Raw genomic sequence first — 23,516 nt, forward strand, 5'->3', positions numbered from 1 at the left:
GCGCTGGGCTACCACTCGCCTAACAACTACGCCCGGCAGCTCCGGGCTGCCGCCTGAAACGGCTTCATGGCGTCCGTTTTCAGGGGGCCAGATCAGTCAGCCGCATGGATGCGGCTGCCAAGCCTCCACGGACGGATTCACGGCGTCCCCCGCGAACCCAACCCGCCCCGCCAAGCACGACAGCAATCCAGAGCCGCTTTTGACGTCGCGGTTGCCGTTGCCTGCCGCAGGCAGCGCCCGCGGCCGCCGCCGCAAGCAACCCCCTTAGATCTTCTTCGCCAGCGACTCGGCCAGGCCGGTGTAGCTGCCCGGGGTCATGTCCAGCAGACGCTGCTTCGCATCCGCCGGCAGCTCCAGCCCCTGCACGAACGCACGCATCGACTCGGCGGTGATGCCCTGGCCACGGGTCAGCGCCTTCAGCTGCTCGTACGGATTCGGCAGGCCATGGCGGCGCATCACCGTCTGCACGGCCTCGGCCAGCACTTCCCAGGCCGCGTCCAGATCCGCATCCAGGCGCTGCGGGTTCACCTCCAGCTTGCCCAGGCCCTTGGCCAGCGAATCCAGCGCCACCTGGCTGTGGCCGAACGCGGTGCCCAGCGCACGCAGCACAGTGGAATCGGTCAGGTCACGCTGCCAGCGGCTGATCGGCAGCTTGGCGCTGAAGTGCTCGAACAGGGCGTTGGCGATGCCGAAATTGCCTTCCGCATTCTCGAAGTCGATCGGGTTGACCTTGTGCGGCATCGTCGACGAGCCGACTTCGCCTTCCTTCAGGCGCTGCTTGAAGTAGCCCAGCGAGATGTAGCCCCAGATGTCGCGGGCCAGGTCGATCAGGATGATGTTGGCGCGGCGTGCGGCATCGCCGATCTCGGCCACGTTGTCGTGCGGCTCGATCTGCGTGGTGTACGGGTTGAATACCAGGCCCAGGCCGCTCACGAAGCGCTCGGCGAAGGCCGGCCAGTCCACGTCCGGGTAGCTGGCGATGTGGGCGTTGTAGTTGCCGACGGCACCGTTGATCTTGCCGGTCAGTTCGACCGCGGCGATCTGCCGGCGCTGGCGTTCCAGGCGAGCGACCACGTTGGCCAGTTCCTTGCCCAGGGTGGTCGGCGAGGCGGTCTGGCCGTGGGTGCGCGACAGCATCGGCTGGCCGGCCTGGGCGTGGGCCAGGGTGCGCAGCGTGCTGGCGATGCCGTCCAGGGTCGGCAGCAGCACTTCACGGCGGGCCTGTTCCAGCATCAGGCCGTAGCTGAGGTTGTTGATGTCTTCGCTGGTGCAGGCGAAATGCACGAATTCCAGCGCCGGGGCCAGCTCGGAATCGTCCTTCAGCTGTTCCTTGATGAAATACTCCACCGCCTTGACGTCATGGTTGGTGGTGCGCTCGATCTCCTTCACACGCGCGGCCTGGGCCGGGCTGAAACGGGCGGCCAGCGCGCGCAGGCGGGCGACGGCGGCATCGGAGAACGGGGCCAGCTCGACGATGCCCGGCTCGGCGGCCAGGGCCAGCAGCCATTCCACCTCGACCGTGATGCGGGCCTTGATCAGGCCGTACTCGGAGAAGATCGGGCGCAGGGCGTCGACCTTGCCGGCATAGCGGCCATCGAGCGGGGACAGGGCGAGCAGGGCGGAATCGGACATGTCGGCAGGGCTGGGACGAGCGGCGGGGGCCATATTCTACGACGTGCCGGGCAGGCGTGCCCTGTAGAGCCGAGCCTACGCTCGGCTGCTCCGGGTAATCCAGCGCCCACGGGCCAGCCGAGCGCAGGCTCGGCTCTACAACACGGCCCTGCGGATGAAACGATCTGGCCCGCGCTCGTCATCCCACGCTGCGGGCAAGGGAGTATCGTTGGCGCAGCCGCCAGCCCGGGAAGCGACACCCTGCCAGCCGCCGCTTCCCTTTCCCCAACTGAAGTAGTGCGGAGTTGATGCAATGAGCAAAGCTGCAAGCAAGGGTTTCAGAATCGAACACGACAGCATGGGCGAGCTGCAGGTGCCTGCCGACGCCCTGTGGGGCGCGCAGACCCAGCGTGCCGTGCAGAACTTCCCGGTGTCGGGCCAGCGCATGCCGCGCGGTTTCATCCGTGCCCTGGGCCTGGTCAAGGGCGCCGCCGCCGGCGTCAACGCCGAGCTGGGACATCTGCCGAAGTCTGTGGCCAAGGCCATCCAGGCCGCTGCTGCCGAAGTGGCCGCCGGCAACTGGGACGCGCACTTCCCGATCGACGTCTACCAGACCGGTTCGGGCACGTCGTCGAACATGAATGCCAATGAGGTCATCGCCACCCTGGCCAACCGTGCTGGCAAGGCGGGCAAGACCGCCGTGCACCCCAATGACCACGTCAACCAGGGGCAGAGTTCCAACGACGTGATTCCGACCGCATTGCGCGTGTCGGCGGTGCTGGCCACGCACGAACAGCTGCTGCCGGCGCTGGTGCACCTGCGCAAGACTCTCGACAAGAAGGGTCGCAGCCTGCGCAAGGTGGTCAAGACCGGCCGTACCCACCTGATGGATGCGATGCCACTGACCTTCGAGCAGGAGTTCGGCGCATGGTCGGCACAGCTGGCCTCGGCGCAGGAGCGCATCGAAGACAGTCTCAAGCGCGTGCGCCGCCTGCCGCTGGGTGGCACCGCCATCGGCACCGGCATCAACGCCGACCCGCGTTTTGGCGCGCAGGTGGCCAAGGCACTGAAGCAACAGACCGGCTTCAAGTTCGACAGCGCCGAGAACAAGTTCGAAGGCCTGGCCGCGCAGGATGATGCCGTGGAACTGTCGGGCCAGCTCAATGCACTGGCCGTGGCGCTGATCAAGATCGCCAATGATCTTCGCTGGATGAACGCCGGTCCGCTGGCCGGGCTGGGCGAGATCGAACTGCCGGCACTGCAGCCGGGCAGCTCGATCATGCCGGGCAAGGTCAACCCGGTGATTCCGGAAGCGACCGTGATGGCCTGTGCGCAGGTCATCGGCCACCACACCGCGATCACCGTGGCTGGCCAGACCGGTAACTTCCAGCTCAACGTCACGCTGCCGCTGATCGCGGTGAACCTGCTCGATGGCATCGGCCTGCTCGCCAACGTGTCGACCCTGTTGGCGGACAGCGCGATCGCCGGGCTGAAGGTGCGTGAGGATCGCGTGGCCGAGGCGCTGGCGCGTAATCCGATCCTGGTCACCGCACTGAATCCGATCATCGGCTACGAGAAGGCTGCGGCGATTGCCAAGCGTGCCTACAAGGAACAGCGCCCGGTGCTGCACGTGGCGCTGGAAGACAGCGGGCTGGAGGAGGCCGAATTGCGGCGCCTGCTGGATCCGACCGCACTGACTGCAGGTGGCATCCAGGCTGGCGGTGGTGGCGCCGGCGGTTGATCTGCTGGTTGTAGAGCCGAGCCCATGCTCGGCTCAGATTCCGGGCAGTAGCCGAGCATGGGCTCGGCTCTACAAAAGGAAACGCCGCCCTGGGGCGGCGTTTCTGCTTCAGCGACGGTCGGCGACGATGTTGCCGAACGTGTCGGTGTAATCCTTGAACTCGGGTATGCGCTGGACCAGGTCCGCCGGGATCACTTCCATGCCCTCCGGCGGCTGGATCTTCACCGGTTGCATGTTGGGATCGGCCGGGGCGGCGACCAGGGTGTTCTGGCGCAGCACCTGCAGCCTGCCGAACATCGTCTGCAGCATCTGCTTCTGCCCTTCGTCCAGCGGGATCTGGATCTCGTCCACCTTCATCGTGCCATCGCCGAGGATGATGATGTTCGGTGCCGGCGGGCGACGCACGGTCACCATGCCTTCGCTGACGGAAATCTTGGGCTTGCCGCGCTCGGCGCGGTGGTTGCGGTAATCCTTGTCACAGCCGACCAGGCCCAGGCAGAGCAGGGCGGCCAGCAGCAGGAACAACTTCTTCATGGCATTCGGTTCGGGGGCGTCCGGGGCCGCCATTGTAAGCCGGTCGGCACGCTACGGCCGGCAGCGGGGCGCCGCTGCCGGCCGGGTGCGCTGATCTGTCACAGGCCTAGCGCTGGACCACGGTGTCCTTGCCGCAGTCGTCGACGTCACTCTGGTCCATCGTTGCGTAGGGCTTGAACGCCGGCAGCTCACGCGCCAGTGCCTGCTGGCTGGCCAGCATCGCCGGCATGCGGTTGCAGATGCGCTTGGCCTGGGCCTCGATCTTCTCGGCCTCGGCGTTGATCCGCTTCTCGATGCCTTCGCTGTCGCCGCTGAAAATGCCCTTCAGCGCTTCGCCGGCAGCGCTGGCGCCGAGCTTGGCGCCAGCCAGGCCGACATCCATGCCGTCCATTGCAATGGCGACGACGTGGCCGCGATATTCCAGCAGCCGTTGGCGCTGGGTTTCGTTGGCCGGCACGTCCTTGCCGTCGATCAGCAGGTGGCCATCCGGGGTGATCTCGGCACGCGGCTGCTTGTCGGCCGAGATCTTGATGTTGCCCTGAGTGATGTCCTTGCGGGCATCGTCCATGGCCTCCTTGACAGTCTGGCCGACCCCGCTGGTCGCGTCGGCCACGCTTTTGCCGACGGTGGTATCAGGCGTGGAGGACGTGCCGCCGCAGGCGATCAGCGGCAGACACAGCAGGGTGGCAGGCAGCACGCGCAGCAGATTCATGGCAGTTTCCTCGATCGGTCCGTAGCGGTTACTTTTTACGGGGCAGGGTGACGGTGCCGCTGACGTTGCGGTGGCCGACATCGCCGCTGCCGCTGTGGTCGACGGTCAGGCTGCCGCGCACGCCATCGACCTGGATGTCCCCCGAGCCGTGGCTGCGCACATGCACATTGCCGCCGATGTCGGACAGATCAACATCGCCCGAGCCGACCACACCGACCTCGACGTTGCCTTGCACGCGCTTGAACCCGATGTCGCCGGAACCGACCGTGTCCAGTCGTGCGTTGCCGCGGACATCGCTGATCTTCAGGTCACCCGAACCGACAGTGCCGGTGACCGCATCGCCACCGATGTTGCGCACCTTGACGTCGCCGGAACCCAGCGAGAGCAGGTTCAGCGAACTGCCGCCGTCAATGTCCAGGTCGCCCGAACCCACCGCTGCATGGATGCTGCCGCGGGTGCCACGCACGATGGCATCACCGGAACCGACATCCACGCTCAGCGACTGCGCGTTGTCCACGCTGGCATCGCCGGAGCCGACCTTGAACTGCAGCGGAAGGTTGTCCGGCACGCTGCCACGGATGTCCAGCCAGGCATAGCTGCTGCCCAGGCTGATGCCGCTGTCACGGCCCTCGCGGCGCAGACTCACCACCAGCTTGTCGCCCACCTTGCGCTGGTCCAGTACCAGCTGCTCCAGCCATTCCTGGCTGGACGCACAGGCACGGCCATCCAACTGGCCGCCGCCGGGGCTGGCGACCACCTTCAGGTCATGCTGATTGACCTCGAACACCACCGCTTTGGCACCGGCCACGTCCAGCTTCAGCGCGCGGGCAGCGGTGAACTTGCAGTTCGGAGCATCGGCGGCCAGCGCCGACAGCGGCAACAGCAACAACGCAGAACAGGCGAGCAGGGAACGCATGGGTGGTGCCTCCGGGTGGATGGAATCAGATCTCGCCGGCGCGCTTGCGCAGACGGATGGCAAGGACGATGAACACGGCGCCGACGGCAGCACCGATCCACAGTTCCGGCATCGCCAGTGACTTCAGCTGCGAGGCCGGCGACATCAGGCTGACCACCGATTCGAGGTCGCGACGCGTGCCTTCCTCGGCGCTGAGGCGATACACCAGGTCCGTGCCCGGTACGCCGCCCAGCAGCAGCCGGCCAACGATGTTCTGCCAGAACCAGCCCGTGGTCAGGCCGATCAGCGGCATTACCTTGGTGGTGCTGACGATGACGCCGGCGAACAGCGGCAGCATCACCGCCCACAGGAACGGCTTGCTGCGGGCCCAGGCCGAGCACAGCAGCAACCAGCCGGCGGTGGGTAGGGCCCACAGGGCGTAGACCGGGATCCAGGCAAGGTGGCCGGCGGCCAGGGTCAGCGGGCTGGCCGGACCCCAGATCAGGGTCATCGGGCTGCCACCGTGCATCAGCGCAACGATGCTGATCACCAGCATGAAGCCGAACATGGTGATGATGCCGGCAATCACCGCGATCAGTGGGGCCACGATCAGTGCGCTGATCACCTTGGACAGCACGGTCTGGGTATCCGACAGCGGCAGTGACTTCCAGAACAGGATGCTGCGGTCGCGGCGGTCGTCGTACAGGGCACCCAGGCAGTAGAAAAATACCACGAAGGCCAGTACCAGGAACGGCCAGGCCGAGCTGAGCACCAGGGTCAGGTCGAGGCCGTTGCCAAGGTCGGCCAGGTCCTTGGCACTGATGTCGCGGGTCAGCAGGGCCAGGTCCAGGCCGTTGATGTTCACGTCTTCGCCGTCGATGTGCAGGCCACCATCACGCGCGGCCCGGTGCAGGGCGAACAGGCCGAAGGCGATGCCGATGGTGCTCATCACCAGCGAGATCAGGCCGGCGATCAGCGGTGCATACAGGAAACCGCCACGGTTCTCCCAGTACTCGCGCTTGAGCAGCCAGCGCAGGGTGCCCATCGGGCTGACGGGGTGGTTGACGGCATTCATGCGTAGGTCCCCTTCATGATGGCGACGAACAGATCGGCCAGGCCCGGGCTGCGGGTCTCGCCAAGGGTGGAGAGCTGGGCGCGCGGCACGCCATCGAACAGCATCACGGTCTTGCCGAACGCCAGGCTGCGCTCGTCGATCGGCTTCAGCGCACGTGCGGTCTCCAGCTGGTCGGCGTTGACCAGCAGCTCGGTGTAGCGCTGGCCGACATCGTCCATGTCCGCGTCGAGCACGATGCGGCCATCACGGATGAACATGACGTCGCTGAGGATGTGCTCGATCTCTTCCACCTGATGGGTGGTGACGATGATGGTCTTCTGTTCGTCGAAATAGTCCTCCAGCAGGCGCTGGTAGAACTCCTTGCGATAGAGGATGTCCAGGCCGAGAGTGGGCTCGTCCAGCACCAGGATGCGGGCGTCGATGGCCATCACCAGCGCCAGGTGCAGCTGCACGATCATGCCCTTGGACAGTTCGCGCACGCGCTGCTTCGGTTGCAGCTTGGTATTGGCCAGGAAGCGCTCGCAGCGGGCGCGGTCGAAGCGCGGGTGGACGCCGGCGACGAAGTCGATCGCCTCGCGCACCTTCAGCCAGCGCGGCAGCACGGCGACGTCGGCGATGAAGCAGATGTCATTCATCAGCTCGTCGCGATGCAGTCGCGGATCCCGGCCGAGCACGCTCAGGTCGCCTTCCACCGAGGTGAGGCCGAGGATGGCCTTCAGTGCGGTGGTCTTGCCGGCGCCGTTGGGACCGATCAGGCCGACGATGCGCCCGCTCGGAATGCTGAAGCTGGCGTTGTCGAGGGCTACCGTGGTCCTGTAGGCCTTGCGAAGGCCTCGCGCGGTGATGACTGGTTCGCTTGCAGTGCTGTTCATCAGACGTTCCCCTGGGGCAGCAATTCGTCAAGGCTCAGGCCCAGGCGCTGGATGCGCTCCAGCACCGCGGGCCATTCTTCGTTGAGGAAGCGCTCGCGCTCGCTGCTGCGCAGCTGCGTGGCCGCCTGCTCGGTCATGAACATGCCCAGGCCGCGGCGCTTCTCGACCAGGCCTTCATCGGCCAGTTCCTGGTAGGCGCGCGAAACGGTGATGGGGTTGAGTTGATAGTCGGCGGCCACCTGGCGCACCGAAGGCAGGGCATCGCCCGGCTTCAGGATTCCGTCGAGCATCATGGCGATCACGCGCTCCTTCAATTGACGGTAGATGGGAGCGCCGTCGCTCCACTGGATGTCGCTCATGTTCAGCTCCGTGGGGTCAGCGGCTGGGCGAACGAGAAATACGGCATGGACAGGGAGCTGTGCAGCCGACGCGGGGGAGGGGGGGAGGAAGCGGCGTTCCCGGCCGGTGCAGCGTTTGCATCCTGCGCACTGTCAGGAGAGGCGGGGGTGGTGGGCGTGGCCAGCCAGGCCAGCACGATCAGGGTCGAAACAGCAGCGGCCGCGGGGGCGGTGAGGTTGCGACGGATGCGGGCGTTCATGGCTTCCCTCTGTCTCAGGTGACTGGTGTTGTATGCAACTATAACACCGGCACGCCTGGGTGCAAGCCCCTGCCGTCCCCAACTGATGGCAGGGGTGGTCAAATTGCTGAAATATCCACTTATCCATTTGATTGGAAAGGGAAATAAATTTGATGTAGGGGCTGATCCAGTTCCGCCTTCCATTCAGTGTTGTCCATGCTATGTCATCACTGTGCCGTCGTTGGTAAGGCCAGCGGGAAGACGCCACGCCGCGCAAAGCCGCTGGCGCTTGCCGCAACAAGGGGGGGGCGGGGGCGGTGCTATAGTTCGGCCGATTCCCGGCCGCTACCGGCCGGCCCTGTGAATGGCTACCGCGGACCGCTCTCGATGCCCCTGCCGACCGTTATCCCGCGCCGCCTGCGCGGCCTGTCCCTGCTGACCCTGCTGGTGGCCGGCCTGGCCGGTTCCGCCCATGTGCTGGCGGCCGATCTGCTGGACCTGGAGTACCGCCCACTGGCGAGCAAGCAGCAGGTCAACCTGCAGCAGCGCTACCACGGGCAGGTACTGCTGGTGGTCAATACCGCAAGCAAGTGCGGCTATACCCCTCAGTACGAAGGCCTGGAGGCGCTGCAGAAGCGTTACGCCGGCCGCGGCTTTGCCGTGCTCGGTTTCCCGTCCAACGATTTCAAGGGCCAGGAGCCCGGTGACGAAAAGCAGATCCAGGATTTCTGCACGCTCACCTATGGCGTCAGGTTCCCGATGTTCGAGAAGGTGCATGTCGTCGGTGCACAGGCGACGCCGCTGTACCAGAGGCTGACCGCGGCCACCGGCGTGGCGCCGGGCTGGAACTTCCACAAGTACCTGGTCGGCCGCGATGGCAAGGTCATTGCCCAGTTCGCCAGCAAGGTAACGCCGGACGATCCGCAGCTGACCGCCGCCATCGACAAGGCGCTGGCCGCAGCCGCCACGCATTGATATCCGGCACGGATGCCTCGACATCGACGGCATGCGTGCGACAATGTTTCTTTTCGCGCCGACGTCGGCGCCCAGACACTTCCAGGAATGCAGCGAATGAAGATGGGAATGCGCGGCGCCGCGGCGTCGGTTCTGATTCTGGCGATGGGCACTTCGGGTGTCGCTCTGTCGCAACAACCGGCTGCCCCCGCAGCCGCCAAGGAGACCGCAACCTTGAATTCCCCCAAGCAGAAGCTCGGCTACGCCATCGGCCTTGATGTCGCCAAGTCGTTTACCCCGATCGCCGATGAGATCGATGTGGCCGCGCTGCGCACTGCCGTGGAGCGTTCGTTCGAAGGCCTGCAGCCGCAGATCACCCAGGAACAGGCCAAGGCCACCGATGCCGCGTTGCGCCAGGTGGTGATGGCCCGCAGTGGCCAGCAGGTGCCGGGCATGGCGCCGGGTTCGCAGCCGCCGAAGGTCGATCGCGTCAAAGTGTCGCAGATGATCGGTTCGTACTCGGTCGGCCCGTCGCTGGCACAGCTGAAGGACGACATCGATGTCGCCTCGCTGTTTGACGCGATCAGCACCGGCCTGAGCAAGGGCCAGCCGAAGATGACGGAAGCTGACGCGACCGCCACCATCCAGGCCTTCATGGGCAGCAAGCAGGCCGAGATGCAGGCCAAGGCCGCCGCCGCTGCGCAGACCAACCGCGAGGAAGGCAACGCGTTCCTGGCCAAGAACAAGACCCAGCCGGGCGTCGTCACCACCCCGTCTGGCCTGCAGTACCAGATCATCCGCCCGGGTAGCGGCGAGCGCCCGCTGCCGAGCAGCAAGGTGCGCGTGAACTACGAAGGCAAGCTGCTCAACGGCACCGTGTTTGACAGCTCCTATGGTCGCCAGCCGGCCGAGTTCGGCCTGGACCAGGTGATCAAGGGCTGGACCGAAGGCGTCGCGCTGATGCCGGTCGGGTCGAAGTACCGCTTCTGGATCCCGGGTGAGCTGGCTTACGGTGAGAACGGCACCCCGGGTGGCCCGATCGGCCCGAATGCGACTCTGACCTTCGACGTCGAGCTGCTGGGCGTCCTGCCGTAAGCGACCACGGAGCCTGCACGGACATGCGCGTTGCGATTTTCGGTACCGGTTATGTAGGGCTGGTGACCGGTACCTGCCTGGCCGACGTCGGCCACCAGGTGGTCTGCGTCGATATCGACCAGGCCAAGGTCGATGGCCTCAACCAGGGCATCATCCCGATCTATGAGCCGGGCCTGGAGCCGATGGTGAAGGCCAACCACGCCGCGTCGCGGCTGGCGTTCACCACCGATGCCGCGGCCGCGATCGGCCACGGCCAGGTCGTGTTCATCGCCGTCGGCACGCCGCCGGACGAGGATGGAAGCGCCGATCTGCAGTACGTGCTGGCTGTGGCCCGCACCATCGGCCGGCACATGAGCGTGCCGACCGTGGTGGTCAACAAGTCGACGGTGCCGGTGGGCACCGCCGACAAGGTGCGTGCCGCCATTGCCGCAGAGTTGGCGGCACGTGGCGCGGACATCGCCTTCGATGTGGTGTCCAACCCGGAATTCCTGAAGGAAGGCGACGCTGTCGCCGACTGCATGCGCCCGGATCGCATCATCATCGGCGCGACCAGCGCCGAGCCGGTGGCGGTGATGCGGCGCCTGTACGCGCCGTTCAACCGCAACCACGACCGCGTGGTGGAAATGGACGTACGTTCGGCGGAGCTGACCAAGTACGCCGCCAACGCGATGCTGGCGACCAAGATCTCGTTCATGAACGAAATCGCCAACATCGCCGAACGTGTCGGCGCCGATGTCGAGCAGGTCCGCCAGGGCATCGGCTCGGATCCGCGCATCGGCTGGCATTTCATCTACCCGGGCGCCGGTTACGGCGGCTCGTGCTTCCCCAAGGATGTGCAGGCGCTGGCCCGCACCGCGCAGCAGGCCGGCCTGGAGCCGAAGCTGCTGAACGCCGTGGAAGCGGTCAACGATGCGCAGAAGGGCCATCTGTTCGCCCTCATCCAACGTCATTACGACAAGGGTGAAGACGAAGGTGTGCGTGGCAAGACCTTTGCCGTGTGGGGCCTGGCGTTCAAGCCGAATACCGATGACATGCGCGAAGCTTCCAGTCGTCGCCTGCTGGCGCAGCTGTGGGAAGGCGGCGCGACGGTGCGTGCCTACGATCCGGAGGCGATGCACGAGTCGCAGCGCATCTTCGGCGAGCGCGATGATCTGGTGTTCTGCAGCAGTGCCGACGAGGCGCTGCAGGGTGCCGATGCACTGGTCGTGGTGACCGAGTGGAAGCAGTTCCGCAGCCCCGATTTCCAGATGCTGCGCGAGCAGTTGAAGGACGCAGTGGTGTTCGACGGCCGCAACCTGTACGAGCCGGCGGATGTGGAAGCGGCGGGCCTGGCGTACTACGGCATCGGCCGGGGGCGCTCGCTGCATGTCTGATCTGCTGCCAACCGAACGCGAGCAGGCGCTGGAAGCGCGCCTGGTCGAACTGGAAATGCGCGTGTCCTTCCAGGAACAGGCGCTGGCCGAACTGAGCGATGCGCTGGCCGATGCCCGCATGCAGGGCATGCGCAACGCCGACGTGCTGCGCGTGCTGCTGGAAGACCTGGGCAAGGTCCGCAACGCGCTGAATTCTTCCGATCCGGCGAGCGAACCGCCGCCGCCGCACTACTGATCCGAATCCTATGAGCGATACCCTCCGCGACCAGCTGATGGGCCTGGGCTTCAAGCCCGCGCCCAAGCCCGAGCGCAAGAATGATGGCCCCCGCCGTGACGGTCGCCCGCAGGGCAAGGGTGGCAACGGCAATGGAAAGCCGCAGGGCGCTGGCAAGGGCGAGCACAAGCCCGGCGAGCGTCGTGGGCATGGCCACGGTCGCCCGGGCAAGCCCGGCCAGTCGCGTGGCCCGGGCCAGCAGGGCCCGCGCACGCCGCGCAGCGCCGAAGAGATGGATTTGGCCAAGGCCTATGCCATCCGCGCGCAACGCGAAAAGGAAGAGCGCATCGAGGCCGAGCGCCTGAAGCAGGAAGAGGCGCGTGTGCGCCGCGAGGCCAAGACCAAGCTGGAAGAACTGCTGAAGGACAAGAGCCTGAACTCGGAAGCGGCCGACATCGCCCGCCACTTCCCGTATGGCGGCAAGATCAAGCGCATCTATGTGACCGCCGAACAGCTGACCGCGCTCAATGCCGGCGAGCTTGGAGTGGTTCAGCTCAACGGGCGCTACCTGCTGGTGACCGCCGAAGTGCTGGCACAGTCCGAGGCGGTGTTCGCCCCGTCGGTGGCGCTGAAGGTCGATCCGAATGCGCCGGCCGAGGAAGATCCGTACGCGGATCCGCAGTACCAGGTGCCGGACGACCTGGTCTGGTAACTGCATCTGCCGCGTGATGAAAACGCCGGGCATTGCCCGGCGTTTTCGTTACCGGGTGCACGCAGTGCTGCGCCGCGCACGGATCAGCGGTAGGCTCAGCGCGAAGAAACAGAGCAGGGCGCCAATCAGGGCGAAGCCGCTGCCGGCCAGGAACGCGGTGCGGCCGTCGTCGATCTTCCACAGTTGGCCGGCAATGAGCGCGCCCAGCACACCGCCGACACCCGACGAGAATCCATAGAGCAGTCCCTGGCCGTGGCCATTGAGACGACCGGGGAAGTAGGTCGCCAGCATCTGCATCGCTGCAGCGAAGAACGCGGCAAAACCCAGCGCGTGCGCGGTCTGCGCCAGCAGCATCACCGGCAGGTTCTCCGGGAACAGTGCGGTCACGGCCCAGCGCAGGCAGGAACTGACCAGTGCGATCAGCAGCATCCAGCTGGCGTCGTAGCGGCGGAAGAAGCGGCCGATGGTGAAGAACACGCCCACTTCGAAGACCACGCCGATGGTCCACAGCAGGCCGAGTGTGGAGGTGCGGTAACCGTGATGGTCCATGTAGACCGAAAAGAACGTGTAGTACGGGCCGAACGACAGCTGTTCCATGAAGGCGGCCAGGAAGAATGCCAGCACCGGCGGTCGGCGCACGATCTGCCAGAAGCCGCTGGCGTCACCCGCCGTCCTGCCGATGTCGCGCGCGTAGTGATTGCTGAAGGCCGAGGCAACCAGCAGCACGAACAGGGGCAGCATCATCCACGGCAACAATCCGGCGTGGTTGCCGGCGTCATCGCCTTCGATCAGCCAGCCGAACAGGGTGACCACGGCGATGAAGCCGAGCGAGCCCCAGACCCTGATCAACCCGTAACGATGGCTGTCGTTGCCCAGGTGGGTGAGGGTGATCGACTCGAACTGCGGCATCACCGCGTTGTAGAAGAAGCAGAACACGATCATCGCCGGGTACATCCACGGCTGCGGCAGTGGCAGCAGGAAGGCAGCGAAGCTGAGCAGGGTCAGCATGCAGCCGACGCGCAGCAGGCGGACCGGTCGCGGTGATGCGGCCGCCAGCGAGGTCCAGGTACTGGGTGCGATCACGCGGGTGGCGTACCACAGGCCCATCATCACGCTGATCGCGGTCACGCTCATCCCGCGCGCGGTCAGGAACAGGCTCCAGTACGGCGTGAACGCGCCGAGCGCCGCGTAGTAGAACAAGTAGAAACTTGAGAGGCGGGCAACGGGAACGGTCATCGCGGGAATAATGCACGGTAGCGCCGGGCCATGCCCGGCGGACGGGAGATGACGCCGGGCATGGCCCGGCGCTACCGCCTCATTCGGGGTCGTAGTCGAGATTGGAGGCCAGCCAGCGTTCGGCCTGGGCACGGTCCACGCCCTTGCGCCGGGCATAGTCGGTGACCTGTTCGCGGCTGAGCCGCCCGACAACGAAGTACTGGCTCTGCGGATGGCTGAAGTAGTAGCCCGAGACAGCGGCCGTGGGCAGCATCGCGAAGCTCTCGGTCAATTCCATGCCCGCGTTCTTCTCAGCCTGCAGCAGGTCGAACAGGCGGCGTTTCTCGCTGTGCTCGGGGCAGGCCGGGTAGCCCGGGGCCGGACGGATGCCGCGGTACTGCTCGTCGATCAGGGCCTCGTTGTCCAGCGTCTCGGCGCGGTCGTAGCCCCAGAATTCGGTACGCACGCGCTGGTGCAGGCGCTCGGCCAGCGCCTCGGCGAAGCGGTCGGCCAGTGCTTTCAGCAGGATCGCGTTGTAATCGTCGTGCTCGGCCTCGAAGCGCGCGACGTGGGTGTCGATGCCGATACCGGCAGTGACCGCGAACGCGCCGATCCAGTCCTGCTTTCCGCTGTCGGCCGGTACAATGAAATCGGCCAGGCAGAAATCCGGGCGTTCGGCTGGCTTGTCCACCTGCTGGCGTAGGAAGTGCAGGGTGGTTTCGCCCTGCGGGTGCTGCACGCGGACATCGTCGCCGATGCTGGTGGCCGGCCACAGGCCGAACACGGCCTTGGCCGTCAGCCACTTCTCGCTGACGATGCGCTCGAGCATCGCACGGGCATCCTTGTACAGCTCGCTGGCCTGGGTGCCGACGATCTCGTCGGTGAGGATCGCCGGGAACTTGCCGGCCAGCTCCCAGGCCTGGAAGAACGGCGTCCAGTCGATGTAGTCGACCAGTTCGGCCAGGGGATAGTCGTCGAATACGTGCAGGCCGGGCTGATTCGGTGCCGGTGGAGTGTAGTTGTCCCAGCCGCCCTGGAATTTCTGCCCGCGCGCATGTTCCAGCGTGACCAGCCGCTTGGCGTCGCCGCGGTTGCGGTGGCGTGCACGGATTTCGGCATAGTCGGCTTCGTTGGCGGCAACGAAGGCCTCGCGCAGATCACGCGAGATCAGCGACTGCGCCACGCCCACCGCGCGCGATGCATCCTTCACCCACACCGTCGGCGCCTTGTAGTGCGGGTCGATCTTCAGCGCGGTATGCGCACGCGAAGTGGTCGCGCCGCCGATCAGCAGCGGCAGGTCGAAGCCCTGGCGCTCCATCTCGCGGGCGACGTGGCTCATCTCCTCCAGGGACGGGGTGATCAGCCCGGACAGGCCGATCAGGTCGGCGTTGTGCTCGCGGGCGGCATCGAGGATCTTCTGCGCCGGCACCATCACGCCGAGGTCGACCACGTCGAAGTTGTTGCAGGCCAGGACCACGCCGACGATGTTCTTGCCGATGTCATGCACATCGCCCTTCACCGTGGCCATGATGATCTTGCCGTTGCTCTTGGCGGTGTCACCGCTGCGCGCTTTTTCCGCTTCGATGTAAGGCAGCAGGTAGGCCACGGCCTTCTTCATCACGCGCGCGGATTTCACCACCTGTGGCAGGAACATCTTGCCGGCGCCGAACAGGTCGCCGACGATGTTCATGCCGTCCATAAGCGGTCCTTCGATCACGTCCAGTGGGCGGCTGGAGGCCTGCCGGGCCAGTTCGGTGTCTTCCTCGACGAAGGCATCCAGGCCGTGTACCAGGGCATGCGCCAAACGCTGTGCCACCGGCTTTTCGCGCCAGGCCAGGTCTTCGGTCTTCGCCGCGCCCTTCTTGCCCTTGTAGCGCTCGGCGATCTCCAGCAGACGCTCGGTGGCATCGCTTCGGCGGTTGAGGATCACGTCCTCGACACGCTCGCGCAGGTCCGGCTCCAGTTCGTCGTAGATCGGCATCGCGCCGGCGTTGACGATGCCCATGTCCATGCCGGCAGCGATCGCGTGGTACAGGAACACCGAATGGATGGCCTGGCGCACGGTTTCGTTGCCGCGGAACGAAAACGAGACGTTGGAGACGCCGCCGGAGACATGACAGTGCGGCAGGGTCTGCTTGATGATGCGGGTGGCTTCGATGAAGTCCACCGCGTAGTTGTCGTGCTCTTCGATGCCCGTAGCGACGGCGAAGATGTTCGGGTCGAAGATGATGTCCTGCGGCGGGAAACCGATCTCGTCGACCAGGATGCGGTAGGCGCGTGTGCAGATCTCGACCTTGCGCGCACAGGTGTCTGCCTGCCCGGCCTCGTCGAACGCCATCACCACTGCCGCGGCGCCATAGCGCAGCACCTTGCGCGCGTGCTCGCGGAACAGCGCTTCGCCTTCCTTCAGCGAGATCGAGTTGACCACGCTCTTGCCCTGCAGGCATTTCAGGCCGGCCTCGATCACGCTCCACTTGGAGGAGTCGACCATCACCGGGATGCGCGCGATGTCCGGCTCGGACATGATCAGGTTGAGGTAGCGCGTCATCGCCGCTTCCGAATCGATCAGGCCCTCGTCCATGTTGACGTCGAGGATCTGCGCGCCGCTGGCCACCTGCTGGCGGGCCACGTCCACCGCCTCCTCGTAGCGGCCCTCCTTGATCAGCTTGCGGAACTGCGCGCTGCCGGTGACGTTGGTGCGTTCGCCGACATTGATGAACAGCAGGTCCGGGGTGATGACCAGCGGTTCCAGGCCGGACAGGCGGGTAGGGCGGACAGGCGTCATGGCAGGCGTCGGCTCAACAGCAGTAGGGCGGGAAGTGCGGGACGGTGGCGGCAACGTTCACGCGGCCTGCTCCCGGGTGCCGGGCATTGCGCGCGGCGGCAGTCCGGCCACGGCATTGGCAATCGCACGGATATGCTCGGGGGTGGAGCCACAGCAGCCGCCGACCAGGTTCAACAGGCCATCCTCGGCGAAGCCGCGCAGCGTGGTGGCCATCTCTTCAGGGGTTTCGTCGTACTCGCCGAACGCGTTGGGCAGGCCGGCGTTGGGGTGGGCGCTGACGTAGCAGTCGGCGACCTGCGAGAGGGTTTCCACATGCGGGCGCATCGCATCGGCGCCCAGCGCGCAGTTCAATCCGATCGACAACGGTCGGGCGTGGGCGAGCGATGCGTGGAAGGCCTCGGCGGTCTGCCCGGACAGGGTGCGACCGGAAGCGTCGGTGATGGTGCCGGAGATCATCACCGGCAGCCGCCCGCCGCGCGCATCGAACGCTTCCTCCAGCGCATACAGCGCGGCCTTGGCGTTGAGCGTGTCGAAGATGGTCTCGACCATCAGGGTATCGGCGCCGCCGTCGATCAGGCCCTCGATGGCTTCGCGGTAGGTGTCGCGCAGCTCGTCAAAGCTGGTATTGCGGAAGCCGGGATCGTTGACGTCGGGGCTGATCGAAGCGGTGCGGCTGGTCGGGCCGATCACCCCGATCACGAAGCGCGGCTTGCCCGGAGTGGTTGCGGCCACTGCATCACAGCACGTGCGCGCGACCGCAGCGCCGGCCTTGTTCAACTCGTACACCAGGTGCTCGAGGTGGTAGTCGGCCTGGCTGACCGAGGTTGCATTGAAGGTGTTGGTTTCGACCAGGTCCGCACCGGCCTCGAGGTAGGCGGTGTGGATGTCGGCGACGATCTGCGGCCGGGTCAGCAGCAGCAGATCGTTGTTGCCCTTCAGGTCGTGACCCTCGGGCGCGGCGTGGTCGCAGCCGGGTCCATGGGCATGGTCGTAACCACCGGCGAAGCGCTCGCCGCGATAGTCCTGCTCCTGCAGCCCGTGGCGCTGGATCATCGTGCCCATCGCACCATCGATGATCAGGATCCGCTCGCGCAGGGCGTCGAGCAGGGCGTTGGCACGATCGGGATGCAACCAGGGCAGGGCGGGCATGGCGGTCTGTGGCTCAGGGCTTGTTGGCGATCAGCGAAATCACTTCGAAGTGCGGCGGCCGCTTCTCGCGGGTGACCGTCTCCAGGCTGGACACCTGCAGGCCGGCCTTGTCGACGAACCTGCGCAGCTCCTTGTCGCTGAAGCCGAGGTTGACGTGGCCATAGGCCTCCACCGCTGCCTTGTGCTCGTGGCGGGCCAGGCTGCACAGCAGCAGGCGGCCGCCCGGGCGCAGTACGCGTGCAGCTTCGGTCACCGCCTGCGCCGGTTTGCTGGCGTAGGTCAGCGCATGCATCAGCACGACCAGGTCGAAGCTGGCATCCTTGAACGGCAGGGCATGCATGTCGCCCTCGCGCACTTCCACATTGGGCAGCCGCCGCAGGCGTTCACTGGCGGCGGCAACCACGCGCGCGCTGGTATCGATGCAGATGTAGCGCTTGGCGTGGGGGGCGACCAGTTCGGCCAGCACGCCATCACCGGAGGCGATGTCCAGCACGTCGCCGGTCTCCAGCAACGGCAAGGCGGTGCGCGCCAGCGCCTCCCAGGTACGGCCCGGAGAGTAGTGGCGTTCCATGTCGCCGGCCACGCTGTCGGCCCAGTTCTGGTCGGAGGCGCGGTGGGCCAGCACGGCGGCCACGCGCTCAGCGTCCTGGCGCAGCAGCGGGTCATCGCTTCCGTTGCTCAAGGCATGCCACAATGCACGCTGCGCCGGGTCCAACTGGGCCTCGTCGAAGCGGTAATAGGCCGACACGCCGGCACGGCGGTCGCGGACCAGCCCGGCTTCCTTCAGGCGTGCCAGGTGGGTGGACACGCGCGGCTGCGCCAGCCGGGTGATCGCCGACAGTTCGGCCACGGTCAGTTCCTCCTGCTCCAGCAGCGCCAGCAGGCGCACGCGAGTGGCATCGGCGAACACCTTCAGGCGGGTCGACCAGTCTTCCAGATCCATAAACATCTACCTATCGCGATATAGAGATATATTCGCTGAAGGGGCCTGTCGCGGTCAAGTCGCCGGCGTACGGAAACTGCCGGGCCCCGGTACAATCGCAGCACCTGGGCGCGCCGTATGCGGCCCATAACTTCATGTACCCGGGAGGGTGTTGTGGATTTCAGCTTTACCGAAGAGCAGTTGATGCTGCAGGACGTTGCGCGGCGCATCGCGCAGGAAAAGATCGCCCCCAGTGCGGAGCACCATGACCGCACCGGCGAGTTCCCGCTGGACAACATCCGCCTGCTGGGCGAGAACGGCCTGATGGGCATTGAAGTGCCGACCGAATACGGCGGTGCGGGCATGGACCCGGTTGCGTACGTGCTGGCGATGGTGGAGGTCGCCGCCGCCGACGCAGCCCATTCGACCATCATGTCGGTCAACAATTCGCTGTTCTGCAACGGCATCCTGACCCACGGTACCGAGCATCAGAAGCAGACCTACGTACGTGCCATCGCCGAAGGTACGTCCATCGGCGCGTTCGCGCTGACCGAGCCGCAGTCCGGTTCCGATGCCACCGCCATGCGTTGCCGCGCGGTGAAGCAGGCCGACGGCACCTTCGTCATCAATGGCAAGAAGAGCTGGATCACCTCCGGTCCGGTGGCCAAGTACATCGTGCTGTTCGCGATGAGCGAGCCGGACAAGGCCGCGCGCGGCATCACCGCCTTCATCATCGATACCGACAAGGCCGGTTTCGGTCGTGGCAAGACCGAGCCCAAGCTGGGCATCCGCGCCTCGGCCACCTGCGAAATCGAGTTCAACGATTACGTGGCGCAGGCCGAAGACGTGCTGGGCCAGGAAGGCGAGGGCTTCAAGATCGCCATGAGCGTGCTCGATGCCGGTCGCATCGGCATCGCTTCGCAGGCCATCGGCATCGCCCGTGCCGCCTATGAAGCGACGATCGAATACGTCAAGGAGCGCAAGGCATTCGGCGCGGCCATCGGTACCTTCCAGATGACCCAGGCCAAGATTGCCGACATGAAGTGCAAGCTGGATGCAGCGCTGCTGCTGACGTTGCGCGCGGCTTGGGTGAAGGGCCAGGGCAAGCGCTTCAGCAATGAGGCTGCCATCGCCAAGCTGACCGCCTCCGAGGCGGCAATGTGGATTACCCACCAGGCCGTGCAGATCCATGGCGGCATGGGGTATTCCAAGGAAATGCCGCTGGAGCGCTACTTCCGTGATGCCAAGATCACCGAGATCTACGAAGGTACTTCGGAGATCCAGCGCCTGGTGATCGCCCGCAACGAAACCGGGCTGCGCTGAGTCGCCTGGCCGCGCCGCCGCAATGGCGGCGCGGCGGCAGGTCCACGCCACGCGTGGATGATGGTCATCCGGATGACGTCTTTGCCGTTGGCCTGCGGAGATGCATGCTGCTCCAATGCAGTCCGTTTCTTCGAGGATGACGACGTGGTCTATCGCGGTTGGGGAATCATGACGCTGGTGACGCCAATTGCAGCGATCCTGCTGCTGGCGTACTTCTTTCCGCATGACGGCCCCAAGGGCAATACCCTGCTGTCACAGGTTCTATTGGGCGCGGGCCTCGGCGCAGCGGTGAACGTGGTGCTGGGCCTGTGGCTCAACCGTGCGCCGCGGCAGAAGGGGGAGCCCGCGCCCCACCATTTCTTCTTCGTGCCCATGCAGTGGGCCTCGCTGATTCTGGTGGCGGTGTGCGCCGTGGTCGCGGTGATGCGCTGAGGCGGTGTCCGAAGAGCGCCAACCCAGGTTGACGGATATCGGCCATGCCGTTGTTCCGGTAGGTGCCAACCTGGGTTGGCATGAATTCAACTGTGGCAAAAAAAGGCCCCGGATCGCTCCGGGGCCTTTTCGTTCTCAGCGCACCGCCGGATCAACGATCCGGACGATGTGCGGCATCCGCATCGCGCTGGCGTTCCATGAACTCCTTGGACGGTTCGTCCAGTTTGTCGCCCAGCATGCGGCGCACGACCACGAAGAACACCGGGATCATCAGCAGGCCGAGCAGGGTGGCGAACAGCATGCCGCCGATCACGCCGGTACCGATGGCGTGGCGGGAGTTGGCGCCGGCACCGGTGGAGATCGCCATCGGGATCACGCCCATGATGAACGCGAACGACGTCATCAGGATCGGGCGGAACCGCAGGCGCGCCGCTTCGATGGTGGCATCACGCAGGTTCTTGCCTGCTGCGCGCTGCTCCACCGCGAACTCCACGATCAGGATCGCGTTCTTCGCCGCCAGGCCGATCACGGTGATCAGGCCGATCTTGAAGAACAGATCGTTGGGCAGGCCGCGCAGCATCGACAGGCCGAGGGCACCCAGCACGCCCAGCGGCACCACCAGCAGCACCGCCACCGGGATCGACCAGCTTTCATACAGCGCGGCCAGGCACAGGAACACCACCACGATGGACAGCACCAGCAGCAGGGTCGCAGCGTTGCCGGCCAGGATTTCCTGGTAGGACATGCCCGACCAGTCGTAGCCGAAGCCGGCCGGCAGGTCGTCGTTGACGATGCCTTCCATGGTCTGCATCGCCTCACCCGAGCTGGTGCCCGGTGCCTGCGAACCGACGATGTTGATCGCCGAGTAGCCGTTGTAGCGGCTCAGCGACGGCGGCGCCGACACCCATTCGGACTTGACCACCGTGTTCAACGGGATCATCGCGTTGGTGCCATCGGCGTTCTGGGTCAGGCTGGACGGGCTGTAGAAGCTCTTCAGCGATTCCTGTCCAGTGCGGTACGGACCATCGGCCTGCATGGTCACGCGCTTGATGCGGCCTTCGTAGAAGAAGTCGTTGACGTACACCGGGGCCAGCATCAGCTGGATGGTGCTGTACACGTCCGACACCGACATGCCCATCGACTGCGCCTGCACGCGGTCCACGTGCAGCTGCAGCTGCGGCGCGTTCTCCAGGCCGTTGGGGCGCACGCCAACCAGGTGGTCCGGCTTCTGCGCGGCCTGGCCGAGCAGGATGTTGCGGGCCTGGGTCAACTGTTCGTAGCCGGCACCGCTACGGTCCTGCAGCCACATGTCAAAGCCACCGAACTGGCCGAGGCCCTGCACGGTGGGCAGGTTGACCACGAAGATCTGCGCTTCCTTGATACCGTAGAACGCGCCGTTCATGTTCTGGATGAACTCGGGCGCGGTGAACTTGCGTTCCTCCCACGGCTTCAGGCGGATGAAGCCCATGCCCACGTTCTCGCCGGAACCGACGAAGCTGAAGCCGGCCACCTGCAGCATGCCTTCATAGCCATCCTGCTTTTCCAGGATGCCACGCATCTGCGCGAAAACTTCGTTGGTCTGGCCCTTGGTCGAGCCCGGCGGCAGCTGCACGATCGCCAGCGCATAGCCCTGGTCTTCTTCCGGCAGGAAGCTGCCCGGCATGCGGGTGAACAGGAAGCCGCACAGCGCGGTCAGCACCACGAACAGGATCATCCAGCGCGGCGCATGGCGCACCGCCGAGGTGATGTGGCCCACATAGGTGTGGCTGATCTTGTCGTAGTACTTGTTGAAGGTGCGGTAGACGATGTTCGGGTTGTCGTTGTGCGTCGGCTTGAGGAACGTCGCGCACAGCGCCGGGGTGAAGCCCAGCGCCAGGAACGCCGAGAATGCCATCGAGATGGCGATGGTCAGCGCGAACTGCTTGTAGATCTCACCGGCGGCACCGCCCTGCAGGGCGGACGGGATGAACACCGCGGCCAGCACGACGGTGATCGCCACCACCGCGCCGGTGATCTGGGTCATCGCCTTCTGCGTGGCCGGCTTCGGCGCCAGGCCTTCCTCGCTCATGATGCGTTCGACGTTCTCGATCACCACGATCGCGTCGTCGACCACGATGCCGATCGCCAGCACCATCGCGAACAGCGTCAGCTGGTTGATCGTGAAGCCGATCATCCACATGCCCAGGAAGGTACCGAGCAGGGCGACCGGGATCACCAGGGTCGGGATCAGGGTGGCACGGAAGTTCTGCAGGAAGATCAGCATCACCAGGAACACCAGCAAGACCGCTTCAAACAGGGTCTTGACCACTTCCTGGATCGAGATCTTGACGAAGGTGGTGCTGTCGTACGGCGAGAACCAGGTGACCCCGGCCGGGAAGCTGGGCTGCAGCTCGTCCATCTTGGCGCGCACCGCTTCGGCCACGTTCAGGGCGTTTGCGCCCGGCAGCAGCTGGATGGCGAAGGCGCCGGTCGGCTTGCCGTTGTACTGGGTGTCGAAACCGTAGTTGTTGGCACCGAAGGCAACGCGGGCGATGTCCTTCAGCAGCACGCGCGAACCGTCAGCATTGGCGCGCAGGATGATGTTCTCGAACTCCTGCGGCGAGCTGAAGCGGCCTTCGGCCGAGACCGTGGCGGTGAAGTGCTGGCCTTCCGGCGAGGGGTCCGAACCCAGCGCACCGGCGGCGAACTGCACGTTCTGCGCACGCACCGCGGCCAGTACCTGGCTGGCCGACAGGCCATAGCCCTGCATCTTTTCCGGGTTCAGCCAGATGTTCATGGCGTACTCGGAACCGAACTGCTGGGTGCTGCCGACGCCGGGGATGCGCGAGACCTGGTCGAGCACGCGCGAACCGACGATGTCGTTCAGGGCGTCACGGTTGATGGTCGGGGTATCGGACTGCAGCGCCACCACCATCAGGAAGCCGGCGTTGGCCTTGGCCACCACCACGCCCTGCTGGGTCACTTCCGAAGGCAGGCGTGGCGTGGCCAGCGAGACCTTGTTCTGCACCTGCACCTGGGCGATGTCCGGATCGGTACCGGTCTCGAAGGTCAGGGTGATCTGCGCACGGCCGTTGGAGGCGGACGAGGAGCTGAAGTACAGCAGGTGATCGATGCCGGTCAGCTGCTGCTCGATCACCTGGGTGACGGACTTTTCCGTGGTATCGGCGCTGGCGCCCGGGTAGGTCGCCGAGACGGTGACCTGCGGCGGGGCGATGTTGGGATAGGACTCCACGCCCAGGTTGAGGATCGCGATCACGCCGCTGAGCGAGATCAGGATCGCAACCACCCAGGCGAAGACTGGATGTTCGATGAAAAATTTAGGCAT

Annotated in this window: 21 protein-coding genes; 8 read left to right on the forward strand and 13 right to left on the reverse strand. The window is 65.7% G+C overall.

Annotated features, from left to right (window positions below; all coding sequences use genetic code 11):
* Positions 1 to 264: 264 nt before the first annotated feature.
* Entirely contained in the window at positions 265 to 1,632 is a 1,368-nt protein-coding gene (gene purB / locus AC2A1N_RS13850; RefSeq protein ID WP_242891110.1) for an adenylosuccinate lyase, read from the reverse strand.
* A gap of 292 nt (positions 1,633 to 1,924) precedes the next feature.
* On the opposite strand from purB, the gene AC2A1N_RS13855 reads away from it, so the two are divergent.
* Entirely contained in the window at positions 1,925 to 3,352 is a 1,428-nt protein-coding gene (locus tag AC2A1N_RS13855; RefSeq protein ID WP_242891112.1) for a class II fumarate hydratase, read from the forward strand.
* A 108-nt stretch (positions 3,353 to 3,460) separates the two neighbouring features.
* Here the strand turns inward: AC2A1N_RS13855 and AC2A1N_RS13860 are convergent, their stop codons facing one another.
* From AC2A1N_RS13860 to AC2A1N_RS13890, 7 genes are all read right to left on the reverse strand, one after another.
* Positions 3,461 to 3,886 carry a hypothetical protein gene (locus tag AC2A1N_RS13860; protein ID WP_032953534.1) on the reverse strand — a complete coding sequence of 142 codons (426 nt, stop codon included), beginning with the start codon at positions 3,884 to 3,886 and terminating at the stop codon, positions 3,461 to 3,463.
* A 106-nt stretch (positions 3,887 to 3,992) separates the two neighbouring features.
* A complete protein-coding gene (locus tag AC2A1N_RS13865; RefSeq protein ID WP_061480100.1) occupies positions 3,993 to 4,598 on the reverse strand; it encodes a YggN family protein in 606 nt (201 codons plus the stop codon).
* 28 nt (positions 4,599 to 4,626) lie between these two features.
* A complete protein-coding gene (locus AC2A1N_RS13870; protein ID WP_072168170.1) occupies positions 4,627 to 5,514 on the reverse strand; it encodes a GIN domain-containing protein in 888 nt (295 codons plus the stop codon).
* Between the two features lie 25 nt (positions 5,515 to 5,539).
* Complete coding sequence (locus AC2A1N_RS13875; protein WP_065178601.1) at positions 5,540 to 6,568, reverse strand: ABC-2 transporter permease; 1,029 nt, start codon at positions 6,566 to 6,568, stop codon at positions 5,540 to 5,542.
* Complete coding sequence (locus AC2A1N_RS13880; protein ID WP_061480097.1) at positions 6,565 to 7,440, reverse strand: ABC transporter ATP-binding protein; 876 nt, start codon at positions 7,438 to 7,440, stop codon at positions 6,565 to 6,567. Before AC2A1N_RS13880 ends, AC2A1N_RS13875 begins: the two co-directional genes overlap by 4 nt.
* Positions 7,440 to 7,799: a GntR family transcriptional regulator gene (locus AC2A1N_RS13885; RefSeq protein WP_005417481.1), complete on the reverse strand. Its 360-nt coding sequence runs from the start codon at positions 7,797 to 7,799 to the stop codon at positions 7,440 to 7,442. The genes AC2A1N_RS13880 and AC2A1N_RS13885 overlap by 1 nt, the downstream gene beginning before the upstream one ends.
* Positions 7,800 to 7,801: 2 nt before the next feature.
* Positions 7,802 to 8,038: a hypothetical protein gene (locus AC2A1N_RS13890; protein ID WP_134969016.1), complete on the reverse strand. Its 237-nt coding sequence runs from the start codon at positions 8,036 to 8,038 to the stop codon at positions 7,802 to 7,804.
* Positions 8,039 to 8,404: 366 nt separating this feature from the next.
* Between AC2A1N_RS13890 and AC2A1N_RS13895 the strand changes: the two genes are divergently transcribed.
* From AC2A1N_RS13895 to AC2A1N_RS13915, 5 genes are all read left to right on the forward strand, one after another.
* Positions 8,405 to 8,992, forward strand: a complete 588-nt coding sequence (locus AC2A1N_RS13895; protein WP_061480095.1) for a glutathione peroxidase — start codon at positions 8,405 to 8,407, stop codon at positions 8,990 to 8,992.
* Positions 8,993 to 9,088: 96 nt separating this feature from the next.
* Positions 9,089 to 10,066, forward strand: a complete 978-nt coding sequence (locus AC2A1N_RS13900; RefSeq protein ID WP_014037761.1) for an FKBP-type peptidyl-prolyl cis-trans isomerase N-terminal domain-containing protein — start codon at positions 9,089 to 9,091, stop codon at positions 10,064 to 10,066.
* Positions 10,067 to 10,089: 23 nt separating this feature from the next.
* The gene (locus tag AC2A1N_RS13905; protein WP_242891114.1) at positions 10,090 to 11,439 is read left to right on the forward strand and encodes a UDP-glucose dehydrogenase family protein; all 1,350 of its coding nucleotides are present in this window, start codon (positions 10,090 to 10,092) and stop codon (positions 11,437 to 11,439) included.
* The gene (locus AC2A1N_RS13910) at positions 11,432 to 11,674 is read left to right on the forward strand and encodes a SlyX family protein (RefSeq protein ID WP_005410256.1); all 243 of its coding nucleotides are present in this window, start codon (positions 11,432 to 11,434) and stop codon (positions 11,672 to 11,674) included. The genes AC2A1N_RS13905 and AC2A1N_RS13910 overlap by 8 nt, the downstream gene beginning before the upstream one ends.
* 10 nt (positions 11,675 to 11,684) lie before the next feature.
* Entirely contained in the window at positions 11,685 to 12,365 is a 681-nt protein-coding gene (locus AC2A1N_RS13915) for a DUF2058 domain-containing protein (protein ID WP_242891116.1), read from the forward strand.
* A gap of 48 nt (positions 12,366 to 12,413) precedes the next feature.
* Here AC2A1N_RS13915 and AC2A1N_RS13920 read toward each other — a convergent pair whose 3' ends face one another.
* From AC2A1N_RS13920 to AC2A1N_RS13935, 4 genes are all read right to left on the reverse strand, one after another.
* A complete protein-coding gene (locus AC2A1N_RS13920; protein ID WP_242891118.1) occupies positions 12,414 to 13,601 on the reverse strand; it encodes an MFS transporter in 1,188 nt (395 codons plus the stop codon).
* A 79-nt stretch (positions 13,602 to 13,680) separates the two neighbouring features.
* On the reverse strand, positions 13,681 to 16,365 hold the full coding sequence (gene metH / locus AC2A1N_RS13925) for a methionine synthase (RefSeq protein ID WP_242891120.1): 2,685 nt from the start codon (positions 16,363 to 16,365) through the stop codon (positions 13,681 to 13,683).
* A gap of 57 nt (positions 16,366 to 16,422) precedes the next feature.
* Positions 16,423 to 17,514, reverse strand: coding sequence for a homocysteine S-methyltransferase family protein (locus AC2A1N_RS13930; RefSeq protein WP_242891123.1), 1,092 nt, complete (start codon positions 17,512 to 17,514; stop codon positions 16,423 to 16,425).
* Between the two features lie 13 nt (positions 17,515 to 17,527).
* Positions 17,528 to 18,457: an ArsR/SmtB family transcription factor gene (locus tag AC2A1N_RS13935; RefSeq protein ID WP_019660391.1), complete on the reverse strand. Its 930-nt coding sequence runs from the start codon at positions 18,455 to 18,457 to the stop codon at positions 17,528 to 17,530.
* A gap of 153 nt (positions 18,458 to 18,610) precedes the next feature.
* Here AC2A1N_RS13935 and AC2A1N_RS13940 point away from each other — a divergent pair, with 153 nt between their 5' ends.
* Positions 18,611 to 19,759 carry an acyl-CoA dehydrogenase family protein gene (locus AC2A1N_RS13940; protein ID WP_242891130.1) on the forward strand — a complete coding sequence of 383 codons (1,149 nt, stop codon included), beginning with the start codon at positions 18,611 to 18,613 and terminating at the stop codon, positions 19,757 to 19,759.
* 72 nt (positions 19,760 to 19,831) lie between these two features.
* Positions 19,832 to 20,191 carry a hypothetical protein gene (locus AC2A1N_RS13945; protein ID WP_484372625.1) on the forward strand — a complete coding sequence of 120 codons (360 nt, stop codon included), beginning with the start codon at positions 19,832 to 19,834 and terminating at the stop codon, positions 20,189 to 20,191.
* 151 nt (positions 20,192 to 20,342) lie between these two features.
* Here AC2A1N_RS13945 and AC2A1N_RS13950 read toward each other — a convergent pair whose 3' ends face one another.
* Positions 20,343 to 23,516, reverse strand: a complete 3,174-nt coding sequence (locus AC2A1N_RS13950) for a multidrug efflux RND transporter permease subunit (protein WP_061480089.1) — start codon at positions 23,514 to 23,516, stop codon at positions 20,343 to 20,345.

The organism is Stenotrophomonas maltophilia group sp. SKK55 (assembly GCF_057179845.1).

Bases quoted from the DNA above. Each gene is read 5' to 3' on its own strand.
- purB (WP_242891110.1), bottom strand. From the start codon at position 1,632: ATGTCCGATTCCGCCCTGCTCGCCCTGTCCCCGCTCGATGGCCGCTAT.
- AC2A1N_RS13855 (WP_242891112.1), top strand. From the start codon at position 1,925: ATGAGCAAAGCTGCAAGCAAGGGTTTCAGAATCGAACACGACAGCATG.
- AC2A1N_RS13860 (WP_032953534.1), bottom strand. From the start codon at position 3,886: ATGAAGAAGTTGTTCCTGCTGCTGGCCGCCCTGCTCTGCCTGGGCCTG.
- AC2A1N_RS13865 (WP_061480100.1), bottom strand. From the start codon at position 4,598: ATGAATCTGCTGCGCGTGCTGCCTGCCACCCTGCTGTGTCTGCCGCTG.
- AC2A1N_RS13870 (WP_072168170.1), bottom strand. From the start codon at position 5,514: ATGCGTTCCCTGCTCGCCTGTTCTGCGTTGTTGCTGTTGCCGCTGTCG.
- AC2A1N_RS13875 (WP_065178601.1), bottom strand. From the start codon at position 6,568: ATGAATGCCGTCAACCACCCCGTCAGCCCGATGGGCACCCTGCGCTGG.
- AC2A1N_RS13880 (WP_061480097.1), bottom strand. From the start codon at position 7,440: ATGAACAGCACTGCAAGCGAACCAGTCATCACCGCGCGAGGCCTTCGC.
- AC2A1N_RS13885 (WP_005417481.1), bottom strand. From the start codon at position 7,799: ATGAGCGACATCCAGTGGAGCGACGGCGCTCCCATCTACCGTCAATTG.
- AC2A1N_RS13890 (WP_134969016.1), bottom strand. From the start codon at position 8,038: ATGAACGCCCGCATCCGTCGCAACCTCACCGCCCCCGCGGCCGCTGCT.
- AC2A1N_RS13895 (WP_061480095.1), top strand. From the start codon at position 8,405: ATGCCCCTGCCGACCGTTATCCCGCGCCGCCTGCGCGGCCTGTCCCTG.
- AC2A1N_RS13900 (WP_014037761.1), top strand. From the start codon at position 9,089: ATGAAGATGGGAATGCGCGGCGCCGCGGCGTCGGTTCTGATTCTGGCG.
- AC2A1N_RS13905 (WP_242891114.1), top strand. From the start codon at position 10,090: ATGCGCGTTGCGATTTTCGGTACCGGTTATGTAGGGCTGGTGACCGGT.
- AC2A1N_RS13910 (WP_005410256.1), top strand. From the start codon at position 11,432: ATGTCTGATCTGCTGCCAACCGAACGCGAGCAGGCGCTGGAAGCGCGC.
- AC2A1N_RS13915 (WP_242891116.1), top strand. From the start codon at position 11,685: ATGAGCGATACCCTCCGCGACCAGCTGATGGGCCTGGGCTTCAAGCCC.
- AC2A1N_RS13920 (WP_242891118.1), bottom strand. From the start codon at position 13,601: ATGACCGTTCCCGTTGCCCGCCTCTCAAGTTTCTACTTGTTCTACTAC.
- metH (WP_242891120.1), bottom strand. From the start codon at position 16,365: ATGACGCCTGTCCGCCCTACCCGCCTGTCCGGCCTGGAACCGCTGGTC.
- AC2A1N_RS13930 (WP_242891123.1), bottom strand. From the start codon at position 17,514: ATGCCCGCCCTGCCCTGGTTGCATCCCGATCGTGCCAACGCCCTGCTC.
- AC2A1N_RS13935 (WP_019660391.1), bottom strand. From the start codon at position 18,457: ATGGATCTGGAAGACTGGTCGACCCGCCTGAAGGTGTTCGCCGATGCC.
- AC2A1N_RS13945 (WP_484372625.1), top strand. From the start codon at position 19,832: ATGACGTCTTTGCCGTTGGCCTGCGGAGATGCATGCTGCTCCAATGCA.
- AC2A1N_RS13950 (WP_061480089.1), bottom strand. From the start codon at position 23,516: ATGCCTAAATTTTTCATCGAACATCCAGTCTTCGCCTGGGTGGTTGCG.